We start from the raw sequence: 26,065 nt of genomic DNA on the forward strand, positions 1-26,065 counted from the left end.
GTTTCGGCAGGCCGTGGCACCCTTGGTGGGTGGATTCCACTGACACCGGCCTGTTCGGTCCCGACTCGGTCACCTGGAAACTGCACGCGGAGCCGATCCTGCTCCTCGCCGGGCTGCGCTCGCTCTACCTCCAGGCACTGCACCCCCGGGCGATGGCCGGGGTCGCCCAGAACAGCAACTACCGCCGGGACGCCTGGGGCCGGCTGATCCGCACCGCCACCTACGTCGGCACCACCGTCTACGGCACCACGGCCGAGGCGGAGGAGGCCGGGCTACGGCTGCGTCGGCTGCACGCCCGGATGACGGCCGTCGACCCGGCCACCGGGGAGCGGTTCCGGGTCGACGAGCCGGACCTGCTGCGCTGGGTGCACGTCACCGAGGTGGAGTCGTTCCTCGACACCGCGCGCCGGGCCGGCGTACCACTGGACGACGCCGAGGTGGACGGCTACTACACCGAGCAGCGCCGGTCCGCCGCACTGGTCGGGCTGGATCCGGAGACGGTGCCGGGCACCGCCGCCGAGGTGGCCGAGTACTACCGCCGGGTTCGCCCGGAGTTGCGCATGACCAAGGAGGCCGCCGAGACGGCCCTGTTCCTGACCGCGCCGCCGCTGCCGTGGAAACTCAGCCTGCCCGCCCGGTTCGGGCTCAACCTCGGGCCGCTGAGGTGGGCGTACTTCGGCGTGGCCGGCACCGCGCTGGCGCTGCTGCCCGGCTGGGCCCGGCGACTGTACGGCGGGCTGGGCCTGCCGACCACCGCCCTGTCGGCGGACGTGACGGTACGCGCGCTCCGGCTCGCCCTCACCGCCCTGCCACGCGACTGGCGGGAAGGACCGATGCGGCGCGCCGCCGAGGAACGGGCGGCCCGGGTGGCAGCCCTGTCCGGCTGACCGGACGGCTGCTCCCCTGGCTCGCTCGGCGAGATCCTGGCGGGACGGCTCGGCGCGGCTCAGCCCGGCGCGGCTCCGGCTCAGCGCGGCTCAGTCAGGCTCAGCCCGGCTCGGCCGGCGGCGCGGTGGGACGGTCGACGGCCGCCCAGGGCTCCTTGCCCGGCTGCTCGGCACCGGCCGGGCAGGTACGCCGGAAGTCGCACCAGGAGCAGCGCGGGCCGGGCGTGGTCGGGAAGGCGGTGTCCGGGTCGCCGCCGTCGGTGACCGACCGCTCGGCGGCCATGATGTCCTGGGCGGTCTGCTCGGCCCGGGTCACCTGCCGGGCCAGCGAGTCGACGGTGTGCTTGTGCGCGGCGACCGTGCCACTGGGCAGGTGGTGCAGTTCGACCCGACGGCACGGGCGACGGAACACCCGCTCGGCCGCGTACGCGTAGAGCGCCAACGCCTGCGAGCCCCGGGCGTCGTCGGCGTCCAGCCCGGTGCGGCCGGTCTTGTAGTCGACGATGACCAGCTCGGGGCCGTCCGGGCCGGGTCGGGAGTCGATCCGGTCGGTGCGCCCGTTGAACGCCAGCACCCCGGTCTTGGTGGCCACCACCCGCTCCACGCCGAGCGGCTCGTCAGCCGGGTCGAGCCCGCCGACGTACGTCTCCAGCCAACCCAGTGCCCGCCGGTAGACGTCCCGTTCCTGCGCGTCGTCGCGGTAGCCGTCCCGCACCCAGGTGCCCTTGAGCAGGGTGGGCAGCACCTCCGGGCGGCGCCGGTCGACGGGCAGCGCATACCAGTTCTTCAGGGCGGTGTGCACGCTGGCGCCGAGGGAGTTGTGCGCCCACGGCGGCCCCTTGGGCGGGGCGGGACGGTCGACGTAGGAGTAGCGGTAGCGCCGGGGACAGTCCGCGTACGCACCGAGTTTGCTCGGGGTGCAGACGAACAGCCGCTCCGGCATGCCCTCGAATCCGAGCTGCTCGGGCTGCGCGTCGCGGGGCCGGGGGGCACGGCCACCGGCGGCGGGTCGTCCTGCGGGGGAGGCTCGTCGCACGTTACCGATCCTGCCATCCACCTCCGACAGTCGCAGCGGCGGCGCTCAGCGCGACCGGCGACAGGGTCGGCCGATCTCAACCGGCGCCGCTGTACTGGGCCACGAACGCGGCGATCGCGTCCGCGATGAGCTGCACGGCGATCGCGGCCAGCAGCAGGCCGGCGATCCGGGTGAGCACCTCGATGCCGCCCGGGCGTAGCACCTTGACGATCCCGCCGGAGAAGCGCAGCACCACCCAGACCGCGAGCATCACCGCGACGATCGCGGCGGCGATGGCGGTGTAGTCGGCCGTCCGGTCCGCCCGCTGGACGAAGAGCATGGTCGCCACGATCGCGCCGGGACCGGCCAGCAGCGGCGTACCCAGGGGCACCAGGGCGATGTTGGAGGTGGCCTGCTTGGTCGGGTCGTCGGTCTTGCCGGTGAGCAGCTCCAACGCCACCAGGATCAGCAGCAGCCCACCGGCCGCCTGCAACGCCGGCAGGTCGACGTGCAGGTAGGCGAGCAGGGTCTGGCCGGCGACCGCGAAGACCACGATCACGCCGAGCGCCAGCGCGACCGCCTGCCAGGCAGCCCGGTTGCGCTCGCGGGCCGACAGCGGACCGGTCAACGCCAGGAAGATCGGCATCATGCCGGGCGGGTCGACGATCACCAGCAGGGTCACGAAGACCTCGCCGAAGAGCTTGAGATCCACCCGGTCACCGTAGCGGCGGTCGGCGGGGCGGAACGCGAGGTCAGCCCGAAGCGACCTCGGTCACCCCGGACGCGGCGGCGACGAGACGCTCGTACGCCTCGGGCGCGGTGGTGAAGGCGCCGAGCCGGACGGTCTTGTGCGTGCCGTGGAAGTCCGACGACCCGGTCACCAGCAGGCCCAGGTCGGCGGCGAGTCCACGGACGTGGGCCCGCTCGGCGGGCGAGTGGTCCTCGTGGTCGGCCTCCAGACCGGCCAGGCCGATCGCCGCCAGTTCGGCGATCAGCGTGTCCGGCACGACCGGGCCACGTCGACTGGCGCGGGGGTGGGCGAAGACCGGCACCCCGCCGGCCGCCCGGACCAGCCGGACCGCGTGGAAGACGTCGATGTCCTCCTTCGGCAGGCGGTACCGCTCGCCCAGCCACTCCGGTCCGAACGCCGCACTGGTGGTGGCGACCAGCCCGGCCCGGATCAGCGCCTGGGCGATGTGTGGTCGCCCGACGGTCCCACCGCCCGCCGTGGCGAGGATCTCCGGCCATCGCACGTCGACACCGTCGGCACGCAGCAGTTCCACGGTCCGTTCGCCACGGGCCAGCCGGGCGGCCCGCATCCGGGTCAGCTCGGCGACCAGCTCCGGATGGTCCGGGTCGAACAGGTACGCCAGCAGATGCAGCGACATCGGTGGCTGCTCGCCGTACCACCGGCAGGACAGCTCCGCACCGCGGATCAGGCGCAGTCCGGGCGGCAGCGCCCGCAGGGCCGGCGCCCAGCCGGCGGTGGTGTCGTGGTCGGTGATCGCCACCACGTCCAGCCCGGCCTCGGCAGCGGCCCGGACCAGCTCGGCGGGAGCGAGCGTGCCGTCGCTGGCCGTGGAGTGCGTGTGCAGGTCGATCCGGTGGGTCATCGCCCGACGCTACCGGGCCGGCGGTCAGCCACCGGTCACCACCACCAGCGGCTCGTCGTCGCGCAGACCGGGGACGGTGACCCGGACGGCGGACCGACCGGCGCGGACCCGCTCGGCGTCCACCCGGACCAGGGCACCGGTCGCGTCGGCGTAGTGCGCCACGTCCGGCAGGTTCCAGGACACCGCTCCGGTCATCGCCGGTCCGGCCGGCCGGACCGGGACGGTCGGATCGAGTCGGGTCGAATCGAGTCGGGTCAGGTCGACCAGCAGCGCCCGGTCCTGCTCGCCGACGCGCCCGTTGACCAGCAGCCACCGCCCGTCCGGGGAGACCGCACCGAGGCCGGCTCCCTCGATCGTGGGGCCGCAGGCCGGCGGCTCGGGTGGGCGAAGGGCCACCGGATCGAGCAGGGTCAGGCAGGCGTCCTCGGGCGTCTCGGCGGACACCTCGCCGACCAGGCGTCCGTCCGGCAGTGCGCCGAAGATCCGCTGGCTGGTCCGGTCCGTGCCCTCGTCGAGTGGGCCCGGCCGCAGCGGCCAGAGCACGTGCCCGGGAAGGTCGGGGTCGAGTCGCACCAGCACCGCGCCGTCGACGAACCGCAGCGGTACGGCCGTGGTCGGCGCGTCGGCGCGTACGGTGCCGGCCAGTTCGCCGTCCACGATGCGGGCGGCGGCCAGCACCCGGTCCTGCTTCCAGGCGACCTGCCGGCCGTCCCGGTCGAGGACGATCTCGTCGGCGCCCGCCAGCAGCACCCGGGCGGTCCCGTCGGCCGCCACCGCCCAGAGCGATCGCCCGGCCAGCGACGGTTCGCCGACCGCCAGCCAGCCCCGCCCGTCGGTGAGACGGTGTGCGCGCTCCACCGCACCGATCCCGATCAGGGTCACCCGGCGGCCCTGCGCGGTGGCGATCGTCCGGTTCACCAGCAGATCGACCTCGGCCAGCGGAGTCTCGGTGCGCGGGCCGGGCGCCGGGAGGACGGTGCGGTACGTGTCCGGTGCCGGGTACGGATCCGCGATCACGACCGTGCCGCCGGGCGGCGGGTGGTCGTCGCGTAGGTGCATCGCACTGACGCTGACCAGCACGATCGCGGACGCGGCCAGGCTCATTCCGGCCACCGTGCGGCGACGTTGGATGCGGTGGGCCCGGCGGAGCACGGCACCCGCCGGGTCGTGCGGGGCGCGCGGGGTCGCCACCTGCCGGGAGAACGTCTCCCGGACGGCGCGCTCCAACTCGTCCTGCGACATGTTGACGAGACGTTCCGGCGCCCCGCTCTGGTTGTCACGACCTCCGGAAACGGTGTTCACCGGTGCTCTCCGACCAGGGCGTCGTCCGGCTGCCGCGGCGCCGCCGCCTCGGGCGGTGACCCGGGTCGTAGGGCCGGAACCTGCGGGTCTCCTCGGCCGGTAGAAGGCGGCGCGTCGGCCGGAGGTGGTACGTCGGACCCGGCGGCCGGGCGGAGCCTGGCGGTGGGCGTGGCCCTGGTGGTGGGCGTGGACCGGGTGGTCGGGCGACCGGCCCGGCGGGCCGCCGGCGTGGGTGTGGCCGCTGATGAGGCCGGGGGCGTCGGTGCGCCGGGGAGGGTGATCGCCTCCTCCGCGCCGAGTCGCCGTCGCAGGGTGGCCAGGGCGCGGGAGGACTGGCTCTTGACGGTGCCCGGCGAGATCTCCAGCAGGGCGGCGGTCTGCGCCTCGGACATGTCCTCGTAGTAGCGCAGCACCAGCACCGCGCGCTGCCGGGCGGGCAGTGCGCGCAGGTGCCGCCAGAGCACGTCACGGTCGAGTTGCTGCTCGATCGCGTCGGCGGCGGCGCGCTCCGGCAGCACCTCGGTCGGTCGCTCGCCGTGCCAGCGACGCCGCCACCAACTCGTCGACGTGTTGACCATGACGCGCCGGGCGTACGGCTCGATGGCCTCGATACCACCGAGGCGCTTCCAGGCCAGGTACGTCTTGGTCAGCGCGGTCTGGAGCAGGTCCTCGGCGGTGCCCCAGTCACCGGTGAGCAGGTACGCGGTGCGCAGCAGCGCGGCGGAACGGGCCGTGACGAAGTCGCGGAACTCGTCCTCCAACGGATTGCTACCGCCCACACGCCACCCCCGAACTGATCCTGCTCGGCAGCCTGCCACGGCCCGGGGTAGCGGGTCGAGGGCGAAAGGTGCGCAGTGGCTCCGATGTTCGGTCGGAAAGTTTCAGGCGCCGTCGTCGGCCTTGGCCTCGTCCTGCTCCTTGCCCAACCGCGCCTCGACTGCCTGCGGCTCGTACATCTCCTCGACCACACGCAGGTAGAGCTCGTTGGGGTTGGGCAGGTTCTTGACCTCGCGCAGCGCCTGCTCCTGACCGGCCGACTCCAGCACGAAGGTGCCGTAGTTGAGCGCCCGCCCGGCCGGCGTCTGCTCGTACTTCATGTCGGTGACCCGGACCAGCGGCATCATCGCGACCCGCCGGGTGATGATGCCGTTGACGACCATCACCCGTTTGTTGGTCAGGATGAACCTGTCGTACCACCAGTCGGCGACCTTCCAGGCCACCCAGCCCATCACACCGAACCAGAGGAGTACGGCGATCGTGGTGAGCGCGCCGACGTTCTGCCCGGCCAGGAAGCCGGAGAGGTAGCCGAGCACGAAGGTGGCGGCGATCCCGATCAGGATCGGGGTGACGAGATGGATCCAGTGCCGCTTCCACTCGCCCCGGTAACGCTCGGTCGGGAAGAGATAGCGGGCGACCAGCGAGCTGGGTTCGTCCTCCAGCGGCAGCACCCGTCGGGGTGTCATGCCGCTGGCGTCGGAGCGCAGCCCCGCCAGTTCCTCCTCGGAGATCTGCGGGGGCTGGTAGCCGCCCTCGGGATCGCGTACCCAGGCCCGCTCGGAGCGCGTCTCCCCGGAGTAGGCCGGGCCGTCGCCGTAGCCGGCGTCGTCGGAGAAGGCGGGCCCGTCGGAGAGCCGCGCACCGGACCCGAAGCCCGGACCGTCGTCAGGATCGATCCGGGGTATCGGCTCGGTGTCGCGTTCCCGGCGCGCCCGGTCCGGGTCGTCGGGGTCGAAGGGTGGGCCGGAGGGGCTTCCCATCGGAGGCTAGGCGACCAGGCTGGTGAAGAAGTCGCCGAAGCCCTGGGCGATGTCCATGATCCCGCCGCCCAGAGACTTGAACACGTCTGCGGCAGAATTTGGCCGGTAGGCTACGAAGAAGATCAAGAAAGCGATACCGGCCCAGGTGAGGACCTTCTTGACCATGGGGGCCATCCTCTCGCACGGCGCCGGGTTCCGATTACCTCAGCGGCACCCAGAGTATCAGCGTGGTGTCGTACCGTGAATATCTGCGTCCGTTCTCCGACATTCCGGGGGGCCGTCAGGCCTTCCCGTGCAGGTACGGAGATGGTGCGCCGTACACGAGTTCGGGCGGCGTCCACTCGACCAGATCGTGCAGGAGCACGTCCTCGGCGAGCAGATGCCCCGCACTCGCCGGCCAGGCTATCGCATACAGCCACATTCCCCGAGCTTCGCCGGCGTACGCGCTTCGATCTGTCAGGGAACTCACGAGCCACAGTGGAGTGGGATGACCGGCCACCCGAATCCCCGCGCGCCCGACATGACCGGGATGCCCGGGACCGGGCTCGGTCAACGCCTCGGCCAACTCCGGACCGGCGTCCGGGCCGGGGACTCCCGCGTACCGCGCGCCCAGCCCGACGCCCGGCTCCTCGGCCACGAAGACCAGATCGGCCGGTCCACCGCCGAGCGGCGCCGGGCCGGCACAGGCGACGGCGGTGGCACGTACCCCGATCCGGTCGTCGCCGGCCCACGCCACGCCGGTGGTGGTCCAGCCGGGAGGCAGCGGCCACGGGCACCACAGCGGGACCGGCGGTTGCGCCGGTTGTGCCGCCGACTGGATCCGCTCCACCACGCTGGCCACGATCTCCGCACCGATGTTCTCGGGTACGTGCAGCGGCGCCACCGGCCCGCAGTCCGGGCAGCGCGACTCGGCGTGCATCAGGTCCGGCGCCCGCACGGACCCCCCACATCTGGGACAACTCACCGCAACAGTCACCACTCCACCGTCGCCCCGTCCGGGCGAGCCGTCAAGCGGAGCGGCGCCTTTACCCCGGCGTGGCGGCAGTTCAGCCCGGCGGCGGACCGGCGTGCGCGCGGATCCAGGCGTGCATGGCGATCCCGCTGGCCACGCCCGCGTTGATCGACCGGGTCGAGCCGTACTGGGCGATGGAGAAGAGCTGGTCGCAGGCGGCCCGCGCGGCGTCGGAGAGGCCGGGACCCTCCTGACCGAACAGCAGCACGCAACGCCGGGGCAGCGTGGTGGTCTCCATCGGACGCGAGCCCGGCAGGTTGTCGATCCCGACCAGCGACAGGTCCTGCCCGGCCGCCCAGTCGGCGAACTGCTCGATCGTCTCGTGGTGCCGTACGTGCTGGTAGCGGTCGGTCACCATCGCCCCGCGCCGGTTCCACCGGCGGCGGCCGACGATGTGCACCTCGGCGGCGAGGAAGGCGTTCGCGTTGCGGACCACCGTGCCGATGTTGAAGTCGTGCTGCCAGTTCTCGATCGCCACGTGGAAGTCGTGTCGCCGCTCGTCCAGATCGGCGACCACCGCCTCGCGACGCCAGTACCGGTACCGGTCGACCACGTTGCGCCGGTCGCCCTCGGCAAGCAGTTCCGGGTCGTAGCGGGGGTCGTCCGGCGGGTGGCCGGGCCACGGGCCCACGCCGACGTCGAGCTGCTCACCGGTCACGACCACGCAGGGTACGCGCGCCGCCGCGCCAGTTTCGGCGCGCCCCTGGCGCCCGGCCGAGGAGCGGGGTTCAGCGCAGGGCGAGTGCGCCACCGAGCCGGTCGAGGAAACGACGGTCGGCCGGAGCCAGCTCCGCGCCCGGCACCACCGCCGACGCGGTACGGCACACCCGGGCACCCACCGACTGGACCCACTGCCGGTACGCCGCCGAGTCGGCCGGGTCGGCCCGCCGCTCCAGCACCCGCACCGCCGTCCGGCACGCCGCGAGCAGGTCCGCCGGATCGTCAGGCTCCGCGCCGGACTCCGACGCACCGTCGTGGCGCGCGTAGACGGTGGCCACCACCGCCCGGATGAGATCGCTGTCGAAGACCCGGCCGGCCGCGACCGCGTCCAGTCCGGCGAGACCGGCGGCCACCGACGAGTACGCGCGTCCCGGGCCGGGCCGGGCGGCGACCACGATCACGCGGCCGGGCAGCCCGGTGAGCAGTTCCCACTCGGTGGCGGAATAGCCCGCGACGATCGTGACCTGCGCACTGCGCTCGCTCATGGCGGGACCTCCGGCTCGAGCATATGTGCCGGGTCGGGCCGGAGGCGGAAAGAAGGGCCGTTCTGCGGTGGCCACACCGGTCGGACTCAGCGGTCACAACCGGGGCCGGACGCAATGAGCGGCGGGGCCCTCCCCGGCACCCGCCGCCCACGCTCTGATGCTTCAAGATTCTGCCGTACGACCCTTCGACTGCACAGAGACCGAGGTCACATTTATCTTTTCGTTACATTACCCAACGTGACCAAACATCCGCCCAGAAGCGATCTCCGCAGGTCGAATCGGTCCTCGTCAACGCCAAAGTTACCGTGTCGTAGCAGTTACTGGGCCTGATCTCCTTGGAACCGCTCCCATCACAACCGGTCACGCAATTGCGACGTGCATTTGCGATCTGCGGACGCACCACAAGACCGATGACGATCGATGTGGACAAAGGCTCCCAAGGCGACCTGGACCGGGTTTTGGTGGCACCCCGGCGGGAATGCGTCGGGGTACGGTCGGGTTCCACCAGGGGTAGACGTTCCGCGTGATCGGAGAGATAGACATGGCAACCGTCGAGCTGACCACGGCTAACTTCGACCAGGTGACCGAGAGCGACGGCATCGTGCTGGTCGACTTCTGGGCCGAATGGTGCGGTCCGTGCAAGCGGTTCGCCCCGGTCTACGAGCGCTCCTCGGACAAGCACACCGAGATCACCTTCGGCAAGGTGGACACCGAGGCGCAGCAGGGCCTCGCCGCCAAGTTCGACATCCGTTCGATCCCGACCATCATGGCCATCCGCGACGGCGTGATCGTCTTCTCACAGCCCGGCGCACTGCCCGAGTCGGCCCTGGAGAACCTCATCGAGCAGGTCCAGGCGCTCGACATGGACGACGTCCGCAAGAAGCTCGCCGAGCACAACCACTGACCTCCCCCACCGACGGCCGGGCCCGACAACCGGGGGCCCGGCCGTCGGTGCGTGTGCCCGCCACCACCGGCCCGGCCCGTCACACTTGCGACACAGGCCGGTCGACGGGAGCCGTACCAGGGCTTCCGTGCCGTATCTTCGGCATCCGATGGACGCGTTGACGAACCACGGCCGCGCGATCCGGGTGGCGGCCACCGCACTCGGCCTGACCCTCCTGCTCGCCGGGACGGCCTGGGGCGACGACGACCACTTCCCGTTCGGGCCCTTCCGGATGTACTCCACCTCGGACCCGGCCGACGCCGACGCCCCGGACACCCGGGTGGAGGGCGTGGACCAGACCGGCAGCGTGGTCGACCTCGGCGAACGGGCGACCGGCATCCGCCGCGCCGAGATCGAGGGCCAGCAGGCCCAGTTCGTCGCCGACCCGAGCCGACTGCGCGAGGTCGCCGAGGCGTACGCGCGGCGTCAGCCCGACGCGCCCCGGCTGACCGAGGTCCGGATCGTGATCCGCTGGCACGACATCACCGACCGCCGGCCCACCGGACTGTGGTCCGACGAGACGGTCGTGCGCTGGCAGGTGAACCCGTGATCCGCTGGCTGACCGAGGCGGTGCCCCGCGGCCGGGTCGCCGCCTTCCGCACCCTGATCTACCTCTTCGTCGCCGCCGACCTGGTCGTCTTCACTCCGTGGGTACGCGCCAAGGTGGACGTGCCCGGCGACATGTACCAACCACTGTTCGTCGGCCGCCTGCTGCCGCTGCCCACACCCGAGCCCGCGCTGGTCGGCGTCGTCTTCTGGGCCCTGCTGCTGCTCGCCCTGGCCGCCGCCAGCGGACGGGCGCCCCGGCTACTCGGGTGGACGGTCTTCGCCCTCTACTTCCAGTGGATGATCGTCGCGATGAGCTACGGGAAGGTGGACCACGACCGGTTCGCCCTGCTCGTCGCGCTCGCGGTGCTACCGACCGCAGGCCGCGCCCGACACGGGGACGCCACGCCCACCGAGGCCGGCGGCTGGGCCCTGCGGGTCACCCAGATCGCCGTGATCTGCACCTACTTCCTCGCCGCCCTGGCCAAGTTCCGCTTCGGCGGCCTGGACTGGGCGACCGGCTCGGTGCTGGCCAAGGCGATCATCCGCCGGGGCACCGACCTCGCCGACCTGCTCGCCCAGGTGCCCCACCTGCTGCTCGTCGCCCAGTTCGGCATCCTCGCCTTCGAGCTGCTCAGCCCGGCGATCTTCGTGATCCCGGCCCGGTGGCGGCACGCCACAGTCGGCTTCTTCTACTCGTTCCACCTGGTCACCATCGCGACCATCACCATCTCGTTCGCACCGCACCTGGTCGCCATGACCAGCTTCCTGCCGCTGGAGAAGGTCCGTCCGGTGGTCCTGGCCCGACGACTGCTGACCCGTCGGACCTCGGGCGACCGCGCCACACCGGACGTGGGGATCGGCGCTCAGCCCGCCGACGGACCGTAGAGGCGGTCGCGCGTCTCCTGCGGCAGCGAACAGGCGGCCGTACCGCCCGGCATCCGGTGCCGGTTGCGGGCCACCCAGCGGTACGCCGGCCAGGCGACGGCACGTACCGGCGGGAACCGCAGCCCGGCCCCGGCGATCCGCCAGAGTCGGCCGCTGCCGGCCAGCAGCGCGGCGATGGCGTCCGGACCGGCGGCCCGGTGCCCGTCGACGCCGACCCACTGCACCGCCTCCTCGCACTCGGCCTCGGTCAACCCGAGCCGGTCGAGGTCGGCGAACTGCCAGGGCAGCACCGTGGCGCCGGTCGGAATCCGGCGCTCGATGAACTCGGCGCAGCGGGTGCAGAACGCGCAGTCCCCGTCGTAGACGAAGGTCGACCTCTCCATACCTGCCATCCTCCCCCGCCACCGGCCCGTGCACACCACGGTGTCCGGCGTGCCACTTGCAGCGGTGTCGTACGTGTGTTCGAATAGCGGTCATGCGCTGGGAGAACCTCGCCGCTCCCCCGGACGAGGGAGATCCTGGAAGGGCAGCGCCAGCGACGCCACCCCTGCCGCTGGCGCTGCCCGACGCGATCGTGCGCACCTTCGACACCCCCGACTTCGCCGGCATGACCTTCTACGAGGTACGCGCCAAGTCCATCCTGAACAAGGTCCCGGGCACCTCCCGCGTCCCGTTCGAGTGGACGATCAATCCATACCGGGGATGCAGCCATGCCTGCGTCTATTGCCTCTCGGGCGACACCCCGATCCTGATGGCTGACGGACGCACCAGCGAGCTACGCGAGCTGGAGGTCGGCGATCACATCTACGGAACAGAACGAAGGGGCGCTTACCGCCGCTACGTGGTGACCACCGTGCTGGCCAAGTGGTCGACGACCAAGCCCGCGTACCGAGTCACTCTCGAGGACGGAACAACACTGATCGCGAGCGGTGACCACCGCTTTCTGACCGAACGGGGTTGGAAACACGTCATCGGCGCCATGAACGGTCACCGCCGACGTTCCTACCTGACGACGAACAACCGCCTGATCGGCACAGGCCACTTCGCGACCGGCCCGAAGGGAAACGATGGATATCGGCGTGGCTACCTCTGCGGGATGATCCGCGGCGACGGCAACCTGGGCACCTACCGATACCCGTACGGGGCAGTGCACCGGTTTCGGCTTGCTTTGGTCGATGAGGAAGCGCTGCGCCGGACGCACCGATACCTGTCTGCCTTCGGAGTGGAGACCACCTGGTTCTCCTTCGCGCCGGCACGGACGAACCGCAGAGCGATGAAGGCGATCCGCACTTCCAGAGCGGCCGATGTCGACGCCGTCAGAGCGCTAATCGTCTGGCCGGACCAGCCCGACGACGACTGGTACCGCGGTTTTCTCGCAGGCATCTTCGACGCCGAAGGTAGTTGCAGCCAGGGTGTGTTGCGGATCTCCAACAAGGATGACGACATCCTCAGCTGGACGGCGGCGGCGCTACGTCATCTGGGTCTCCACTTCGTTCTCGAAGATCACGGACTACCCAACCGGGTTCGCAACCTGCGGTTGACAGGAGGTCTGGCCAAACGGCTACGCTTCTTCCACCTGACCGATCCCGCAATCACCCGCAAGCGGTCGATGGATGGCACTGCGGTGAAATGCAGCGCGCGGCTCAAGGTCGCAACGATCGAAGCTCTTGGGCTCGACCTGCCGCTTTGGGACATCACCACGGGAACCGGCGATTTCATCGCCAACGGAGTGGTGAGCCACAACTGTTTCGCGCGGAAGACCCACACCTATCTCGACTTCGACGCCGGGGCGGACTTCGACCGGCAGGTGGTCGTCAAGGTCAACGCCGGGGAGCTGGTCCGGCGGGAGGTGGCGGCGCCGCGCTGGCGGGGCGCGCACCTGGCGATGGGCACCAACGTCGACTGCTACCAGCGGGCCGAGGGCCGCTACCGCCTCATGCCGCCGATCATCAAGGCGCTGCGCGACTTCGCGAACCCGTTCTCGATCCTCACCAAGGGCACGCTGATCCTGCGGGACCTGCCCTTGTTGCGGCAGGCGGCCGAGGTCACCCGGGTCGGCGTGTCGTTCTCGGTGGGTTTCGTCGACGAGCGGCTGTGGCGGTCGGCCGAGCCCGGCACGCCGAGCCCTCGGCGGCGGCTCGACGCCGTACGCCAGCTCGCCGACGCAGGCTTCGCGGTGGGCGTGCTGATGGCGCCGATCCTGCCCGGCCTCAGCGACTCCGACGAGTCGATCGACGCCACCGTGGCCGCGATCGCCGCCGCCGGTGCGGCCAGCGTGACGCCGCTCCCGCTGCACCTGCGTCCCGGTGCCCGCGAGTGGTACGCGCACTGGCTCGCCCGGGAGCATCCCGCCCTGGTGCCCCGCTACCGGGAGCTGTACCGGGCCGGCGCGTACGCCCCGCAGTCGTACCAACGGGAGCTGACCGCACGGGTGCGCATCGCCGCCCGGCGGCACGGGCTGTACCGGCCGGATCCGGGTGAGCACCGTCAGGTGACCACGCCCGCCCCGGCCGCCCCCGAACAGCTCAGCCTGCTCTGAGGGCCCTCCGGGCGCGGATAGAGTCGGCTGGTGCGTACCGCTCAGCAGATCCTCGCCGACTCCGCCGTGATCGCCGTCGTGGGCGCGTCCCGCGACCCGAGCAAGGCCGCGCACGCCATACCGGCCGAGATGCAGCGGTACGGGTGGCGGATCGTCCCGGTCAACCCGACCGCCGACGAGTTGTTCGGTGAACCGGTCTACCGCTCCCTGGCCGACATCCCGCACCCGGTCGACCTGGTCGACGTGTTCCGCCCGGCGGAGGACGCCGTCGAGGTGGTCCGCCAGGCGGTGGCGATCGGTGCCCCGGCGGTCTGGTTGCAGCTCGGCATCGTCTCCGCGCAGGCGCGGGAGATCGCGGAGCAGGCCGGCATCGACTACGTCGAGGACCGCTGCCTGGTCGTCGAGCGCGCCGCCGCCGGCCTGACCCGGCGCGACTGAACCGGCGCGACTGAACCGGCGCGACTGAACCGGCGCGACTGAACCGGCGCGGTCTTGCTGCCGCCGGTGCAGCTCAGCCGATACGGCCGGTCAGATGCGCCCGAGGGGTCCAATGCGGGCAGGGCGCCCCTCGGCGGAGCCGGGTGGCGATCCGGCGACCGGCGTGTCATACCTGCACGGGCCCTATCGAGCTGAGAGCGAAGACGGATCACGCTGCCCGCATCGTGTCGGCCGAGAGCAACGACGGCACAGACGGTTCAGCTCGACAGTCGCCCCGGAGCACACGGACGCCACCGACAGCCGGAGGCGACGACGGCGCAGACGGTTCAGCTCGACAGCCGCCGCCGAGGAGGGTCGGGCAGCTGGGCGGGGCCTTCCTGACAACCGTGGGGACAGGGTCCGTCACTGCGGGTAACGTCGAGGAACGTGAGCCAGCCACCGGAGCCGGATCAGCCGCCGTCGCCCTACGAGCCGCCGCCGGGCGGTCACCAGCCACCGCACGCACAGCCGTACGGCGACCGGTACGGCCCGACCGGTGATCAGTACGGCCTGCCCGAGGGTGACCCGTACGGTCGGCCCTCGGGAGAGCAGTACGGGCAGCCTGCGTACGGACAGCCGTCGTACGAGCATCCGGGGCAGCCGCCGCACGGGCAGCAGTGGGGTCAGCAGCCGCCGTACGCGCCGCAGGGCCCGTACGGGCAGTACGGGCCGCCGTCACCCCAGCCTGGCAGCGGAGGCGGCGGCACGAACGTACTCGCCATCCTGTCGCTGGTCTTCGCGTTCGTCTTCGCCCCGGCCGGCATCGCCCTCGGTCACCTGGCCAAGCGCCAGTTCCGCACCAGCGGCGAGGACGGCGCTCAGCTCGCCACCTGGGGGCTGGCGCTCAGCTACGTCTTCACCGGCCTCTACCTGGTGGCCTGCTGCGGCTGGTTGGCGCTGGTCGTCTGGGCCGGATCGAGCGGCACGAACACCTGACCACGGTCAGCGGAACTGCGACTCCCGCACGCTGTTGCCACCGTCGACCACCAGCATCTGCCCGGTGATGTACGACGCCGCCGGTGAGCAGAGGAAGGTGATCGCCGCGGCCACCTCGTCGGGGGTGCCGGGGCGGCCCACCGGAGTCCCCAGGCCCTGCTTGATCTCGGCCATCGTGGAGGCGGCGGTGTAGATGGTGCCGGGCGCGACCGCGTTGACGGTCACCCCGTCGGCGATCATCTCCATGGCCAGAGCCCGGGTCAGGCCCACCACCCCGGCCTTCGCCGCCGCGTACGCCGCCTCGGTGGGCAGGGCGTTGACCGGCCCGGCGGTGGCCGCCAGGTTGACGATGCGACCCCAGCCGCGTTCGGCCATCCCGCCGATGAAGGCCCGACTGCACAGGAACGCGGTGGTCAGGTTCCGGTCGATCTCGGCACGCCACTCCTCGTAGCTGAGCTGGGCGACCGGCCGGAGCACCTCCGGGCTCGCCCGGCTGGCCAGCCCGGCGTTGTTGACCAGGACCTCCACGTCGCCGAGCTGCTCGGCGACGGCGTCGGCCAGCGCGCCGACCTCCGACTCGTCGGTGAGGTCGGCGACGAACCCGGTGACCCCGAGTTCACCGGCCCGCTCGTGGATGCGGCGGGTGGTCGAGACGATCGCCACCCGGGCGCCGAGGTCGGTCAGTCGGCGGGCGGTGGCGTACCCGATCCCGTCCGCGCTACCTGCCCCCGTCACCAGGGCGACCTTGCCGTCCAGTCGCATGGTCACCGGCTCGGGCAACGATGCCGGGGCGTCGTCCTCCGCCGCGCTCGGTGTGGTCACCGGGCGGGGGCGGCGGGCCACTCCCGGGCGGCTGACGTCCCGCCTCGGTCTGCTGCCGGAACGGTCCGCCGCGCGCGCGTCAATCCCCATGCCGCGATCCTGCCTGCTGCCGCCGTGCCGGGCAACGCGCACCCGCTGCCGGGCGCGTCGCGCCCTACCCCGCGATGGCTACCCTGGCTGCCACCACATCGCGACGGAAGTGAGCCCGATGACACAGCCCCCACCGGCCGGTGGCTGGCCCGACCCCGCGTCGGCCGGTCAGCCTTCCAGTCCGCCGGCCGATCCGCTCCTGTCGGTCCCCTCCCAGCCCGCCGGGTACGACCCGTACCAGCCGGCCGATCCCTACCCGCCGATCGACTCGTACGCCGCGAAGTCTGATTTTCCGCCGGCTCCCGCGCCGTACCCGCCGCCCGGTTACCCGCCGCCGGTCCAACCCGGCTACGGCTACGGCTACGGCTACCCGCAGCGGAGCACCAACTCGCTGGCCCTGGTGGGCCTGATCCTCTCGTTGATCGGGATCGGCTCGTGCATCACCGCTCCGATCGGCGCGATCATGGGGCATGTCGCCATCCGCCAGATCCGGGAGACCGGCGAGGAGGGCGAGGGGATGGCGAAGGCGGCCATCATCGTCGGTTGGATCATCACCGCCTTCTTCGCGCTGGTGGTACTCGTCTACGTGGCGATCTTCGTCATCTGGGCCACCGCCGTGACCACCGTCTGAACAGGTGGGCCCGCCCCGGCCGGGATTCGGGGCGGGCGGCCGGTCCGGCGGTCGTCACGTCGGTGGGAAAGTCGAGGTTCGGCGGGACCGGCGATCACGGTAATCTCGTGCCGTGACCGGGGTGGATGGACCTGCGGATGACGTCACCGGCCGTCGACTCGTGCTGGTGACCGGAGCGAGTTCCGGCATCGGGCTGGCGGCGGCGATCGACCTGGCGCGCCGGGGTGACCGGCTCGTGCTCGTCGGGCGGGACCCGGCCCGGCTGCGGGCGGCCGCCGACGAGGTACGCGAGGCGTCCGGCGAGCGTCCCGAGACGTTCCGCGCCGACTTCGCGGCCCTGGACGACGTACGCCGGTTGGCCGAGCAGGTGCGGGCCGCGTACGACCGAATCGACGTGTTGGCCAACAACGCGGGTGCGATCGTGCTCCAGCCGATCACCACGGTCGACGGTTTCGAGCTGTCCATCCAGGCCAACCATCTGGCGCCGTTCCTGCTCAGCAACCTGTTGGCCGACCGGGTCGGGCGGATGGTGGTGACCGCCTCGGGCGCGCACCGTAGTGGTTCGTTGGATCCGGACGACCTGAACCGGCCGCTGCGGCGGTACCGCCCGATGGGCGCGTACGGGACCAGCAAGCAGGCCAACATCCTGTTCACGGCCGAGGCGGCCCGGCGGTGGCCGGCCGTCGACTCGTACTGCTTCCATCCCGGCGTGGTGCGAACCCGGTTCGGCAGCGACAGCCGGTTGGTGGCCCTGGGGATGCGGTTGTTGCCGCTGCGCGGCCCGGTGAAGGGGGCGCAGACGCTGGTGTGGCTGGCCAACCAGGATCGGGCCCGCCTGGTCGGCGGCGGTTACTACTTCGACTGCCGACCGCGTCGTCCGCTGCGCAAGGCGTCCGATCCGCAGCTCGCGGCCCGGCTCTGGGCGGCCAGCGCGGCGGCGGTCGGCCTCCCCTCCTAGCGGGTGACCCGGCGGGCGGACCGGGCGCTGGCCAGCACCACCACGGCGACACCGACCAACAGCAGCAGCAGGCCGGGCACGCTCGACGCGGCGGGCAACTGCCCCAGCCAGGCCCAGCCGATGAGGGCGGCGCCGGGTGCCTCCAGCAGGATCAGCACGCTGACCGTGGTGGCCGGGATCCGCCGCAGCGCGTAGCTGAACATCGAGTGACCGAGCAGTTGGGCCCCGGCGACAAGCGCGATCACGGCCAGCCAGGTGCCGGTGTCGAAGCCGCCCAACGGCACGCGGCCGACCAGGCAGATCACCAACAGGACGAGTCCGCACACCGCGTAGCAGATGGTGGTGTAGGTGGCGGTGCTGACGGTGACCCGGGCACGCTCGCCGAGCGCGGTGTAGACCGCTCCGAACAGGCCACCGGCGAGGGCGAGCAGGTCGCCGGCGAAGGCGGTGCCGGAGACGGTGAAGTCGGCGCCGGTGGCGAGGACCGCGCCGAGCACCGCCACTCCGATGCCGGCCCAGACGCCCAGCGGCAGTCGGCGGCCCTGGAGGCGGGCGATCAGCCCCTGCCAGACCGGTTGGGTGGCGACCAGTGCGGTCGCGGCGGCGACCGTGGTGAGCTTCGCGCTCGGCATCCAGGTGGCGAAGTGCGCGGCCAGAGCGACCCCGGAGAGTACGCAGAAGACGCCCTGACGCCGGTTCGCGCCGGTCAGCAGGGAGCGGAACTCGGCCCGCCGGCGGGTGAGCGCGTACGGGCTCAGCACGGCGACCGAGAGCACGTTGCGCCAGAAGGCGATGGCGAGTGCGGGCGCGGCGGCGAACGCGATCAGCGGCGCGGACGAGGAGACCGCCACCACGGCGACGGCGAGTGCGCCGGTGGTCAGCAGGTCGACCGGGGGACGGTGTGGTTCGGGTGGCACGAGACGCAATCCTCACACGACCGCGATGACCACTTTCCGTCAGCGGTCCGTTACGATCATGCGCAGCCCGTCGGGACCCCCCTCACCCCGTCCGGAGGCGCTCCCCCATGCCCAGGTTCCAGGCGGTGCTGTTCGACTTCTTCGGCACGCTGACCCGTCCGGTCCAGCGCGGTCCCGGTCACCGCGTCACCGCCCAGTTGCTCGGTTGTCCGCCGGACATCTTCGTCGAGCTGCTCGACCGCACGTTCTACGAGCGCGCCGCCGGGCGCTTCGGCAGTGCCGAGGCGACCCTGCGCTGGCTGTGCGAGCAGGCCGGCGTACGGCCGACCGAGGAGGCGCTGCGGGCGGCGGCCACGGCCCGGTTGGACGCCGTACGGGGCGACACCCGGTTGCGGGACGAGGCCGTCCCGACGTTGCGGGCGCTGCGGGACCGGGGCATCCGGACCGGTGTGATCAGCGACTGTACGCACGAACTGCCGGTGCTCCTGCCGGAGTTGGCCGTCGCGCCGCTGCTGGACGTGCGGATCTACTCGGTGCAGGTGGGGCGCTGCAAGCCGGACGCGGCGTTGTACCTGGCGGCGTGCGCGCGGCTGGGCCTGCGTCCGGAGGAGTGCCTGTACGTGGGCGACGGCGGCAGCCAGGAGCTGACGGGCGCGCGGCGGGCCGGGCTGAGCGCGGCCCGGCTGGCCGCCCCGGACCTGGTCGATCATCTGGTCTTCAACGTCGACACCGAGTGGACCGGTCGGGCGTTGGGCGCCCTCGGTGAGGTCGTCGAGTTGGTCGAGTCGACGGAGGTCGACCGGCGGCAGCGGCTACCAGCCGGGCGGGCCGCAGCGGTGACGGTGCCGTAGCAGGGCGGCGCCGCGGTCAGCGTCGCCGGACGCGGTGCAGCCGGAACGGCTTGCGGACGGCGCGGACGGCCGGCGTGGGTCTGGGCGGCTCGGCGAGCGAGTCGGCGGGCAGGTCGGCACCGTGGACGGGCGTACCGCCGGGGGAGAGCCGGACCAGGGCGCAGTCGTCGGCGGCCCAGCGGGCGACCAGGTCGGCGGTGCTGCCCGTGGCGTTCAGCCGCTTCGCTCCGACCAGCGGAGCCAGGGTGTCCCACTCGTCGGTGCCGGGCCGCACCCGGGTCACCCGGGCCGGCCAGGTGACGATCGCGCCGCCGTGGTCGCCCCGGAGCGTCACCCGGGCCTCGTCGACCTCGGCCAACCCGGGGGCGGACTGCTCCCCCGGCCCGCTGACCACGAACAGGGCGCTCTCCAGGGGTACGCACCACAGGGCGAGCGACGGTCCACCCGCCACCGCGACCCAGGCCACCGAGGCCTTCTTCATCGCCTCGTCGACCAGGGGGGTGCTCTCACGCTCGTCGGTCACCACCACATCCTCCCGTACGTGTGCCCGGTCGGTCAGCCGACGAACGGCGGCACCAGGATCTCGCCCCGGGCCACCGGCATGACGTGACCGGCCACGCTGGCGCCCAGCGCCGTGCCACCGGCGGCGGTCACCGTGCAGCTCAGCGTCGACGGGCGGCCCATCTCGACGCCCTGTCGGACGGTGTACGTGGAACGGCCCTCGCCGGGCAGCAGGCCACTGGCGACCAGCCACACGCCCAGGCCGAGAGCGGCCGACCCGGTCGCCGGGTCCTCGGGTACGCCGAGGCCGGGGACGAAGACGCGGGCCTGTGCGGTTTGCGCGTCGGCGTTCCAGGAGAAGACGCTCACGTGTTCGATTCCGTACCGCCGGGCCGCCACCGGATTGACCTCGGCCCTCGCCAGCGCGTCGGGGCGCACCGGCAGGAACGGGAACTCCAGCCCGCAGCCGGCCACCCGGGGTGCCGGGCCGAAGTGGTCGCCGGCCGCCAGTCCGGCCACCTCCAGCAGCGGCTCCGGGTCGAACTCGGGCCCGAGGGTGGGGGTGCCGCCGGTCAGCGTGGCGCCGCCGTCGGTCACCTCGATCGGGAGCACCCCGGCACCGCACTCCTGGCTGACCTGACCCGTTCCGAACAGGCCCCGCCGGCTGGCGGTCACCGCCGCTCCCACGCTGGGGTGGCCGGCGAACGGCAACTCCTCGGTCGGGGTGAAGATCCGGGCCCGGTAGGTGGCCCCGACCTGGGTCGCGGGCAGCACGAAGACCGTCTCGGAGAGGTTGAACTCCCGGGCCAGCGACTGCATCTGTTCGGTGGCCAACCCGTCGGCCCCGAAGACCACCGCGAGCGGGTTCCCCGCGTACGGACGGTCGGTGAAGACGTCCACGATCTCGTAAGCCAAGGTCGACATGTTGGTAAAGACTAGGCCCTCCGGGCTGTCCGGAAGTGACAGCCGGGCGCTGACTTCCGCGTACGCCCTAGGCTGGTGCCCGTGAGCACGCCGACTCGGGTCTACCTCGCCCGTCTCGCCGGAGTCGCCGTCTTCGATCCGAACGGTGACCAGGTGGGCCGGGTACGCGACGCGGTGGGACGCCTCCGCGCCGGTCAGCGACCGCCCGAGGTGGTGGGCCTGGTCGCCGAGATCCCGATGCGGCGGCGCATCTTCCTCTCCATCAACCGGATCATCTCGATCGACGCGGACGCGGTGGTGCTGGGCAGTGGCACGTTGAACCTGCGCCGCTTCGAGAAGCGCCCGAACGAGTTGCTGGTGCTCCAGGAGCTGCTCGACCGTCGGGTGCAGCTCGGCCCGGAGAACCGGGCGGCGACGGTGGTGGACGTGGCGATGGAGTGCAGCCGGGCCGGGGAATGGTCGCTGACCCGGGTGGCGGCCCGGGAGCAGACCGGCCGGCTGGCCCGCCGGGGCAACCTCCAGCAGGTCGAGTGGGAGAAGGTTCGCGGGCTCAGCGGCCTCGCCGAGCCCGGGGGGACCGCCAACCTGCTGGCGGTGCTGGAGGACATGCGCCCGGCGGACCTGGCCAACGCGTTGCAGGACCTGCCGGACGCCCGCCGCAACGAGGTCGCGGCGGCGCTGGACGACCCCCGGCTGGCCGACGTGCTGAGCGAGCTGCCCGAGCGCGACCAGGTGGAGATCCTCACCGCGCTGGGCCGGGAGCGCGCCGCCGACGTGCTGGAGGAGATGGATCCGGACGACGCCGCCGACCTGCTGGGTGAGCTGCCGCCGCCGGAGCAGGACGTGCTGCTCGACCTGATGGAGCCGGACGAGGCCGATCCGGTGCGGCAACTGCTCAAGTACACCCCGGGCACGGCCGGCAGCGTGATGACCTCGGAGCCGGTCATCCTGCCGCCGGATGCGACGGTGGCGGAGGCTTTGGCCCGGATCCGGGAGCCGCAGCTCTCCCCGGCGGTCGCCGCGCAGGTGTTCGTGTCCCGCGCGCCGATGGCCACACCGACCGGCCGCTACCTGGGCATGGTGCACTTCCAGCGGTTGCTCCGCGAGCCGCCGGCCGACCTGCTCGGCGGGGTGGTGGTCAACGACATCGACCCGTTGCGCCCGGCCACGCCGCTGCCGGAGATCACCCGCCGGATGGCCACCTACGACCTGGTCGCGATGCCGGTGATCGACCTGAACAACCGGCTGGTGGGTGCCGTCACGGTCGACGACGTGCTGGACCACCTGCTGCCTGCGGACTGGCGGGACCGGGACGCCGTGCCGAGCCCTGCACCGGATGCCGCGAACGGTGCGGCGTCCACCGACGTGAGCACGGAGCGAGTCGATGACTGAGCAGCGGCGGACCGAGCGGCTGGACCTGCCCCGGGAACCGCGCGGCCTGAGGTTGCCCCGGGTCGACCAGGAGACCTTCGGTCGCTGGTCGGAGGCGATCGCCCGGGGCATGGGTACGGCGAACTTCATCGTCTACATGACGCTCTTCATCACCCTGTGGTTCGTCTGGAACACGCTCGCCCCGACGACCCTGCGCTTCGACCCGTACACCTTCACGTTCCTCACCCTGGTCCTCTCCATCCAGGCGTCGTACGCGGCGCCGCTGATCCTGCTGGCCCAGAATCGCCAGGCCGACCGGGACCGGGTGGCGTTGGACGAGGATCGGCGCCGGGCGGGCATGCAGAAGGCCGACACGGAGTACCTGGCCCGGGAGATCGCGGCGTTGCGGATCGCGATGGGTGAGGTGGCGACCCGGGACTTCCTCCGTTCCGAGCTGGCCCGGATGGCCGAGGAACTGGACGAGGCGGCGCAGCGGCGCCTGCGGTTGGAGCGGCGGCTCCGGGAGGGTGCGGCGGCGCGGGGGGACGACGCCGACCCGCTGGACGAGCCCCGTGACGAGATGGACGGGGACCTCCCCGGGGACGGCCGGCGCGGCAGCGGCAGCCCCCGACACTCCTGACCCTGGTCATCGACTGGCTCACACCGTCGCCGCTGGCGCCGGTGGCGGATCACGACCGACGTAGCATTGCGGGCATGTCAGCTCCCGTCAGCACCGTCCACGACGCCGTCCAGGCCGCCCTGGCCACCGTCAACGACCCGGAGATCCGCCGGCCGATCACCGAACTCGGCATGGTCAAGTCCGCCGACATCGGCGACGACGGTGTGGTCCGGGTCGCGCTGCTGCTCACGGTGGCCGGGTGCCCGTTGAAGGACAAGCTGCGGGCGGACATCACCGCCGCGGTGAGCGCGGTGAGCGGGGTCACCGGCGTCGAGATCGACTTCGGTGTGATGAGCGCCGAGCAGCGCAAGGAGCTCCAGGCCACGCTGCGCGGCGGCGGGGCGTCCGAGGAGCCGGTCATCCCGTTCGCGCAGCCCGGCTCCCGCACCCGGGTGTACGCGGTGGCCAGCGGCAAGGGCGGCGTGGGCAAGTCCAGCGTGACGGTGAACCTGGCGGCGGCACTGGCCGCCCGGGGTCTCTCCGTCGGCGTGGTGGACGCGGACATCTACGGACACTCGGTGCCCCGGATGCTCGGCGCGGACGGCCGTCCCACCCGGGTCGAGGACATGATCATGCCGCCGGAGTCGCACGGCGTGAAGGTGATCTCGATCGGCATGTTCACCGCCGGCAACGCCGCGGTCGTGTGGCGCGGGCCGATGCTGCACCGCGCGTTGCAGCAGTTCCTCGCCGACGTGTACTGGGGCGACCTGGACGTGCTCCTGCTCGACCTGCCCCCGGGCACCGGCGATGTCGCCATCTCGCTGGCCCAGTTGCTGCCCAACGCCGAGATCCTGGTGGTCACCACGCCGCAGGCCGCTGCCGCCGAGGTGGCCGAGCGGGCCGGCGCGATCGCGTTGCAGACCCACCAGCGGGTGGTCGGTGTGATCGAGAACATGTCGTGGCTGGAGCTGCCGGACGGGTCCCGGATGGAGGTCTTCGGCGCCGGTGGCGGCCAGACCGTCGCCGACTCGCTGACCCAGACCATCGGCGCGCAGGTGCCGCTGCTGGGTCAGGTGCCGCTCGACACCCGGGTCCGCGAGGCCGGCGACGAGGGGAACCCGATCGTGCTGTCCGCGCCGGACTCTCCGGCGGCGAAGGCGTTGGGCCAGGTCGCCGACCGGCTCGCGCTACGCCGGGAGTCGCTGCTGGGCAAGCCGCTCGGTCTCACTCCGGCCGGTCGTTGACCGACTGTGAGGCGCGCCGTCAGGTGATCTCGTCGTAGCTGGCGGCGCGCGGGGCCGGTGGGGACGCCGCCGGGGCGGTGGCGCGGGCTGCCGACGGCGTGGCGGCGGGGGTTCGCGGGTCGGCGGAGGTGGCGACGTCCTTGAGGTCGTTGTGCACGCCGGTGACGTCCGCCCGGAGGTTGTCGTAGACGCCCTGCAACGGTTTGCGGATCGCCTGCTCGTCCTCTTCGCTGAGCAGATGCTTGCGGATGAACGCCTTGGGGTGCAGATCCTCGAGCTGGATGTCGGTGCCCAGTTCCTTGCTGAGGTCGGTGGTGGCGTTACGCGCCATGTTCCGCAGGTTGCGCACCATCCGCAGGCCGTCGCTGATCACCTGCGGCAGCCGGTCGCCGAAGATCAGCAGCGCCAGCAGCAGCAGCGCGCCGACCTCCCACACGTTCAGGTTCTCGAACACCCCGTCCTCCTCCCCCGGCTACCGCAGCCAGAGTACGCACGTCGGGGGCCCGGCCAGAAGGGGTTCTGCGAGGTCACTTCGCATCCGCCGCCAGCGTGACGGAGGCGTTCTGCCGGTCGCTTCCCCGCCGGTACTCGACGGTCACCACCGAGCCGGGGGCGTACTTGCGGACCAGGGCGATCAGGTCGGTCGGCTCGGTCATCGGTCGGCCGTCGAGCCGCAGGATCACGTCACCGGCCCGGAGTCCGGCGCCGGCCGCCGGCCCCGCCGGTTCCACCGCGGCGAGACGGACACCCGATCCGCCGGCGTTGGCGCCCGGTCCGCCCACCTGGGCGCCGATCACCGTACGCCGGGCCTTGCCGGTGCCGATGATCTCCTGGGTGATCCGCTTGGCCTGGTTGATCGGGATGGCGAAGGCGAGACCGATGTTGCCGGCCTCCTGGCCGTCCGCGACCAGGGACTTGATGGTCGAGTTGACGCCGATCACCCGCCCCGCCGCGTCGACCAGCGGGCCGCCCGAGTTGCCGTGGTTGACTGCGGCGTCGGTCTGGATCGCGGCGTAGTAGCGCGTCGGGCCGCCCGGCTCGCCGGCCTGCATGGTCCGGTCCAGCGCGCTGACGATGCCCGAGGTGACCGTGTTCGCCAGCGACAGGGGCGACCCGAAGGCCAGCACCGGGTCGCCGACCGCCAGGGCGTCGGAGTCGCCGAACTCGACCGGGCGCAGTCCGGTACGTGAGACCTTGATCACGGCGATGTCGGACTCCGGGTCCTGACCCACCACGGTCGCCGAGTCGGTGCTGCCGTCGTTGAAGACCACCGACGCCTTGCCGCTGCCGCCGGCCACGACGTGATCGTTGGTGATCACGTGGCCGTCGGTGCTGACGATGAACCCGGAGCCCTCGCTGGTGCCGCCCACCCCGGCCACCCGGACGGTGACCACGCTGGGCAGGACCCGCTCGGCCACCCCGGCCAGCGACTCCGGCGGGCGTTGGGCGAGCGTGGGGGCGGTCCCGGGGGCGGCGCCGAGCACCGGCCCGGCCGCGCCGCCACGGACCGCGAAGGCGTACCCGAGGGCACCGCCGAGCGTGCCGGCGAGCAACGCGGCGAGCAGGGGAACCAGCAGCATCTGGTGCAGTTTCGAGCGTCCGGGCGCGTCCGGGTCGGTGACCCGTTCCGGCTCGGCGCCGACGACCGGTGCCGCCGGCACCACCACCGCCGTCGGAGCGTACGGGTCCCGCCACGGGTCGCTCAGCGCGTCGGACCACCACGGCGAGGCACCCGGTGGGCCTCCCTCGCGCGCCGACGAGCCTGCCGGCGGAGTTCCGGGCACCGGCTGTCCCGCCGGTACGCCGCTCGCGCCGGGCTGGCGCCAGTCCCAGCCGTCGGTCACTCGGTGCCTCCCAGTCCGTCCCCCGGTGTCCCGCGATCCGGCGATCGGACGCCGCTCCGATGCCGTCGACGGGATACCGCTTCCAGGATTGCACGGATGTGCCGCGTGGGGTCAGCGGTTGTCACTGCGGGTGGACGCCCGGCTGCGCCGGTGGCGGGCCGCCTCTAGAGTCA

30 protein-coding genes are annotated in these 26,065 nt (G+C 72.3%); 13 read left to right on the forward strand and 17 right to left on the reverse strand.

The genetic code is table 11. The annotated features are described in order from the left end of the window. Nucleotides 1-29: 29 nt before the first annotated feature. The gene (locus ACFYTT_RS07840; RefSeq protein WP_387258077.1) at nt 30-887 is read left to right on the forward strand and encodes an oxygenase MpaB family protein; all 858 of its coding nucleotides are present in this window, start codon (nt 30-32) and stop codon (nt 885-887) included. Nucleotides 888-987: 100 nt separating this feature from the next. Here the strand turns inward: ACFYTT_RS07840 and ACFYTT_RS07845 are convergent, their stop codons facing one another. The 10 genes from ACFYTT_RS07845 to ACFYTT_RS07890 form a co-directional block, all read right to left on the reverse strand. Further along, on the reverse strand, nt 988-1,830 hold the full coding sequence (locus tag ACFYTT_RS07845) for a RecB family exonuclease (protein WP_387258651.1): 843 nt from the start codon (nt 1,828-1,830) through the stop codon (nt 988-990). 169 nt (nt 1,831-1,999) lie between these two features. Further along, a complete protein-coding gene (locus ACFYTT_RS07850) occupies nt 2,000-2,614 on the reverse strand; it encodes a MarC family protein (RefSeq protein ID WP_131052634.1) in 615 nt (204 codons plus the stop codon). A 40-nt stretch (nt 2,615-2,654) separates the two neighbouring features. After that, nucleotides 2,655-3,515, reverse strand: coding sequence for a PHP domain-containing protein (locus ACFYTT_RS07855; RefSeq protein ID WP_131052633.1), 861 nt, complete (start codon nt 3,513-3,515; stop codon nt 2,655-2,657). Nucleotides 3,516-3,539: 24 nt separating this feature from the next. After that, nucleotides 3,540-4,817: a hypothetical protein gene (locus ACFYTT_RS07860; RefSeq protein WP_387258078.1), complete on the reverse strand. Its 1,278-nt coding sequence runs from the start codon at nt 4,815-4,817 to the stop codon at nt 3,540-3,542. Beyond that, entirely contained in the window at nt 4,814-5,596 is a 783-nt protein-coding gene (locus tag ACFYTT_RS07865; protein WP_131052631.1) for a SigE family RNA polymerase sigma factor, read from the reverse strand. The genes ACFYTT_RS07860 and ACFYTT_RS07865 overlap by 4 nt, the downstream gene beginning before the upstream one ends. Before the next feature lie 102 nt (nt 5,597-5,698). Beyond that, nucleotides 5,699-6,574, reverse strand: a complete 876-nt coding sequence (locus ACFYTT_RS07870) for a PH domain-containing protein (protein WP_131052630.1) — start codon at nt 6,572-6,574, stop codon at nt 5,699-5,701. 6 nt (nt 6,575-6,580) lie between these two features. After that, complete coding sequence (locus ACFYTT_RS07875) at nt 6,581-6,739, reverse strand: hypothetical protein (RefSeq protein ID WP_007455302.1); 159 nt, start codon at nt 6,737-6,739, stop codon at nt 6,581-6,583. A gap of 115 nt (nt 6,740-6,854) precedes the next feature. Then, nucleotides 6,855-7,553 carry a DUF6758 family protein gene (locus tag ACFYTT_RS07880; RefSeq protein ID WP_387258079.1) on the reverse strand — a complete coding sequence of 233 codons (699 nt, stop codon included), beginning with the start codon at nt 7,551-7,553 and terminating at the stop codon, nt 6,855-6,857. Between the two features lie 67 nt (nt 7,554-7,620). Then, nucleotides 7,621-8,244 carry an RNA methyltransferase gene (locus tag ACFYTT_RS07885; RefSeq protein WP_357211577.1) on the reverse strand — a complete coding sequence of 208 codons (624 nt, stop codon included), beginning with the start codon at nt 8,242-8,244 and terminating at the stop codon, nt 7,621-7,623. Nucleotides 8,245-8,314: 70 nt separating this feature from the next. Then, the gene (locus ACFYTT_RS07890) at nt 8,315-8,791 is read right to left on the reverse strand and encodes a hypothetical protein (RefSeq protein ID WP_176092487.1); all 477 of its coding nucleotides are present in this window, start codon (nt 8,789-8,791) and stop codon (nt 8,315-8,317) included. 541 nt (nt 8,792-9,332) lie between these two features. Between ACFYTT_RS07890 and trxA the strand changes: the two genes are divergently transcribed. From trxA to ACFYTT_RS07905, 3 genes are all read left to right on the forward strand, one after another. Beyond that, nucleotides 9,333-9,695 carry a thioredoxin gene (gene trxA / locus ACFYTT_RS07895; RefSeq protein ID WP_131052627.1) on the forward strand — a complete coding sequence of 121 codons (363 nt, stop codon included), beginning with the start codon at nt 9,333-9,335 and terminating at the stop codon, nt 9,693-9,695. 148 nt (nt 9,696-9,843) lie between these two features. After that, nucleotides 9,844-10,284, forward strand: coding sequence for a hypothetical protein (locus tag ACFYTT_RS07900; protein ID WP_131052626.1), 441 nt, complete (start codon nt 9,844-9,846; stop codon nt 10,282-10,284). Continuing rightward, nucleotides 10,281-11,168 (forward strand): HTTM domain-containing protein, encoded by an 888-nt coding sequence (locus ACFYTT_RS07905; protein WP_176092485.1) that lies wholly within the window; start codon nt 10,281-10,283, stop codon nt 11,166-11,168. Before ACFYTT_RS07900 ends, ACFYTT_RS07905 begins: the two co-directional genes overlap by 4 nt. Here the strand turns inward: ACFYTT_RS07905 and ACFYTT_RS07910 are convergent. After that, nucleotides 11,147-11,551, reverse strand: a complete 405-nt coding sequence (locus tag ACFYTT_RS07910; RefSeq protein ID WP_176092484.1) for a thiol-disulfide oxidoreductase DCC family protein — start codon at nt 11,549-11,551, stop codon at nt 11,147-11,149. The two genes, ACFYTT_RS07905 and ACFYTT_RS07910, sit on opposite strands and share 22 nt — an antisense overlap. A gap of 92 nt (nt 11,552-11,643) precedes the next feature. Here ACFYTT_RS07910 and ACFYTT_RS07915 point away from each other — a divergent pair, with 92 nt between their 5' ends. From ACFYTT_RS07915 to ACFYTT_RS07925, 3 genes are all read left to right on the forward strand, one after another. Next, on the forward strand, nt 11,644-13,707 hold the full coding sequence (locus tag ACFYTT_RS07915) for an intein-containing Rv2578c family radical SAM protein (protein ID WP_387258080.1): 2,064 nt from the start codon (nt 11,644-11,646) through the stop codon (nt 13,705-13,707). Nucleotides 13,708-13,737: 30 nt separating this feature from the next. Then, nucleotides 13,738-14,145: a CoA-binding protein gene (locus ACFYTT_RS07920; protein WP_387258081.1), complete on the forward strand. Its 408-nt coding sequence runs from the start codon at nt 13,738-13,740 to the stop codon at nt 14,143-14,145. A 426-nt stretch (nt 14,146-14,571) separates the two neighbouring features. Further along, nucleotides 14,572-15,120: a DUF4190 domain-containing protein gene (locus ACFYTT_RS07925; protein ID WP_387258082.1), complete on the forward strand. Its 549-nt coding sequence runs from the start codon at nt 14,572-14,574 to the stop codon at nt 15,118-15,120. A 6-nt stretch (nt 15,121-15,126) separates the two neighbouring features. Here the strand turns inward: ACFYTT_RS07925 and ACFYTT_RS07930 are convergent, their stop codons facing one another. Continuing rightward, on the reverse strand, nt 15,127-16,032 hold the full coding sequence (locus ACFYTT_RS07930) for an SDR family NAD(P)-dependent oxidoreductase (RefSeq protein WP_131053961.1): 906 nt from the start codon (nt 16,030-16,032) through the stop codon (nt 15,127-15,129). Between the two features lie 118 nt (nt 16,033-16,150). Here ACFYTT_RS07930 and ACFYTT_RS07935 point away from each other — a divergent pair, with 118 nt between their 5' ends. Both ACFYTT_RS07935 and ACFYTT_RS07940 read left to right on the forward strand, forming a co-directional pair. Then, entirely contained in the window at nt 16,151-16,663 is a 513-nt protein-coding gene (locus tag ACFYTT_RS07935) for a DUF4190 domain-containing protein (protein WP_357211560.1), read from the forward strand. Nucleotides 16,664-16,775: 112 nt separating this feature from the next. Continuing rightward, on the forward strand, nt 16,776-17,621 hold the full coding sequence (locus ACFYTT_RS07940; protein WP_201272402.1) for an SDR family NAD(P)-dependent oxidoreductase: 846 nt from the start codon (nt 16,776-16,778) through the stop codon (nt 17,619-17,621). On the opposite strand, the gene ACFYTT_RS07945 is transcribed toward ACFYTT_RS07940, so the two are convergent. Further along, a complete protein-coding gene (locus ACFYTT_RS07945) occupies nt 17,618-18,538 on the reverse strand; it encodes a DMT family transporter (RefSeq protein ID WP_176092478.1) in 921 nt (306 codons plus the stop codon). The genes ACFYTT_RS07940 and ACFYTT_RS07945 overlap by 4 nt on opposite strands. 107 nt (nt 18,539-18,645) lie before the next feature. On the opposite strand from ACFYTT_RS07945, the gene ACFYTT_RS07950 reads away from it, so the two are divergent. Then, nucleotides 18,646-19,389 (forward strand): HAD family hydrolase, encoded by a 744-nt coding sequence (locus tag ACFYTT_RS07950; protein ID WP_387258083.1) that lies wholly within the window; start codon nt 18,646-18,648, stop codon nt 19,387-19,389. A gap of 16 nt (nt 19,390-19,405) precedes the next feature. On the opposite strand, the gene ACFYTT_RS07955 is transcribed toward ACFYTT_RS07950, so the two are convergent. Both ACFYTT_RS07955 and ACFYTT_RS07960 read right to left on the reverse strand, forming a co-directional pair. Beyond that, entirely contained in the window at nt 19,406-19,870 is a 465-nt protein-coding gene (locus ACFYTT_RS07955; protein WP_387258653.1) for a hypothetical protein, read from the reverse strand. Nucleotides 19,871-19,944: 74 nt separating this feature from the next. Further along, nucleotides 19,945-20,814, reverse strand: a complete 870-nt coding sequence (locus ACFYTT_RS07960; RefSeq protein WP_131053965.1) for a PhzF family phenazine biosynthesis protein — start codon at nt 20,812-20,814, stop codon at nt 19,945-19,947. Nucleotides 20,815-20,895: 81 nt separating this feature from the next. Here ACFYTT_RS07960 and ACFYTT_RS07965 point away from each other — a divergent pair, with 81 nt between their 5' ends. From ACFYTT_RS07965 to ACFYTT_RS07975, 3 genes are all read left to right on the forward strand, one after another. Further along, complete coding sequence (locus ACFYTT_RS07965; RefSeq protein ID WP_176092474.1) at nt 20,896-22,206, forward strand: magnesium transporter MgtE N-terminal domain-containing protein; 1,311 nt, start codon at nt 20,896-20,898, stop codon at nt 22,204-22,206. Then, complete coding sequence (locus tag ACFYTT_RS07970; RefSeq protein WP_131053967.1) at nt 22,199-22,825, forward strand: DUF1003 domain-containing protein; 627 nt, start codon at nt 22,199-22,201, stop codon at nt 22,823-22,825. Before ACFYTT_RS07965 ends, ACFYTT_RS07970 begins: the two co-directional genes overlap by 8 nt. 74 nt (nt 22,826-22,899) lie before the next feature. Then, nucleotides 22,900-24,048, forward strand: coding sequence for an Mrp/NBP35 family ATP-binding protein (locus ACFYTT_RS07975; protein ID WP_387258084.1), 1,149 nt, complete (start codon nt 22,900-22,902; stop codon nt 24,046-24,048). Between the two features lie 19 nt (nt 24,049-24,067). Here ACFYTT_RS07975 and ACFYTT_RS07980 read toward each other — a convergent pair whose 3' ends face one another. Both ACFYTT_RS07980 and ACFYTT_RS07985 read right to left on the reverse strand, forming a co-directional pair. After that, on the reverse strand, nt 24,068-24,502 hold the full coding sequence (locus tag ACFYTT_RS07980) for a preprotein translocase subunit TatB (protein ID WP_387258085.1): 435 nt from the start codon (nt 24,500-24,502) through the stop codon (nt 24,068-24,070). Between the two features lie 73 nt (nt 24,503-24,575). Further along, complete coding sequence (locus tag ACFYTT_RS07985; RefSeq protein WP_254877026.1) at nt 24,576-25,832, reverse strand: S1C family serine protease; 1,257 nt, start codon at nt 25,830-25,832, stop codon at nt 24,576-24,578. Nucleotides 25,833-26,065: the final 233 nt, after the last annotated feature.

It is taken from the genome of Micromonospora sp. NPDC003816, assembly GCF_042874705.1.
Lineage (GTDB): Bacteria > Actinomycetota > Actinomycetes > Mycobacteriales > Micromonosporaceae > Micromonospora.

What these genes read in the sequence shown, in the direction of transcription:
- ACFYTT_RS07935 (WP_357211560.1), top strand. Translation starts at nt 16,151, where the DNA reads ATGACACAGCCCCCACCGGCCGGTGGCTGGCCCGACCCCGCGTCGGCC.
- ACFYTT_RS07900 (WP_131052626.1), top strand. Translation starts at nt 9,844, where the DNA reads ATGGACGCGTTGACGAACCACGGCCGCGCGATCCGGGTGGCGGCCACC.
- ACFYTT_RS07915 (WP_387258080.1), top strand. Translation starts at nt 11,644, where the DNA reads ATGCGCTGGGAGAACCTCGCCGCTCCCCCGGACGAGGGAGATCCTGGA.
- ACFYTT_RS07970 (WP_131053967.1), top strand. Translation starts at nt 22,199, where the DNA reads ATGACTGAGCAGCGGCGGACCGAGCGGCTGGACCTGCCCCGGGAACCG.
- ACFYTT_RS07930 (WP_131053961.1), bottom strand. Translation starts at nt 16,032, where the DNA reads ATGGGGATTGACGCGCGCGCGGCGGACCGTTCCGGCAGCAGACCGAGG.
- ACFYTT_RS07875 (WP_007455302.1), bottom strand. Translation starts at nt 6,739, where the DNA reads ATGGTCAAGAAGGTCCTCACCTGGGCCGGTATCGCTTTCTTGATCTTC.
- ACFYTT_RS07975 (WP_387258084.1), top strand. Translation starts at nt 22,900, where the DNA reads ATGTCAGCTCCCGTCAGCACCGTCCACGACGCCGTCCAGGCCGCCCTG.
- ACFYTT_RS07870 (WP_131052630.1), bottom strand. Translation starts at nt 6,574, where the DNA reads ATGGGAAGCCCCTCCGGCCCACCCTTCGACCCCGACGACCCGGACCGG.
- ACFYTT_RS07960 (WP_131053965.1), bottom strand. Translation starts at nt 20,814, where the DNA reads ATGTCGACCTTGGCTTACGAGATCGTGGACGTCTTCACCGACCGTCCG.
- ACFYTT_RS07855 (WP_131052633.1), bottom strand. Translation starts at nt 3,515, where the DNA reads ATGACCCACCGGATCGACCTGCACACGCACTCCACGGCCAGCGACGGC.
- ACFYTT_RS07910 (WP_176092484.1), bottom strand. Translation starts at nt 11,551, where the DNA reads ATGGAGAGGTCGACCTTCGTCTACGACGGGGACTGCGCGTTCTGCACC.
- ACFYTT_RS07890 (WP_176092487.1), bottom strand. Translation starts at nt 8,791, where the DNA reads ATGAGCGAGCGCAGTGCGCAGGTCACGATCGTCGCGGGCTATTCCGCC.
- ACFYTT_RS07950 (WP_387258083.1), top strand. Translation starts at nt 18,646, where the DNA reads ATGCCCAGGTTCCAGGCGGTGCTGTTCGACTTCTTCGGCACGCTGACC.
- trxA (WP_131052627.1), top strand. Translation starts at nt 9,333, where the DNA reads ATGGCAACCGTCGAGCTGACCACGGCTAACTTCGACCAGGTGACCGAG.
- ACFYTT_RS07845 (WP_387258651.1), bottom strand. Translation starts at nt 1,830, where the DNA reads ATGCCGGAGCGGCTGTTCGTCTGCACCCCGAGCAAACTCGGTGCGTAC.
- ACFYTT_RS07955 (WP_387258653.1), bottom strand. Translation starts at nt 19,870, where the DNA reads ATGAAGAAGGCCTCGGTGGCCTGGGTCGCGGTGGCGGGTGGACCGTCG.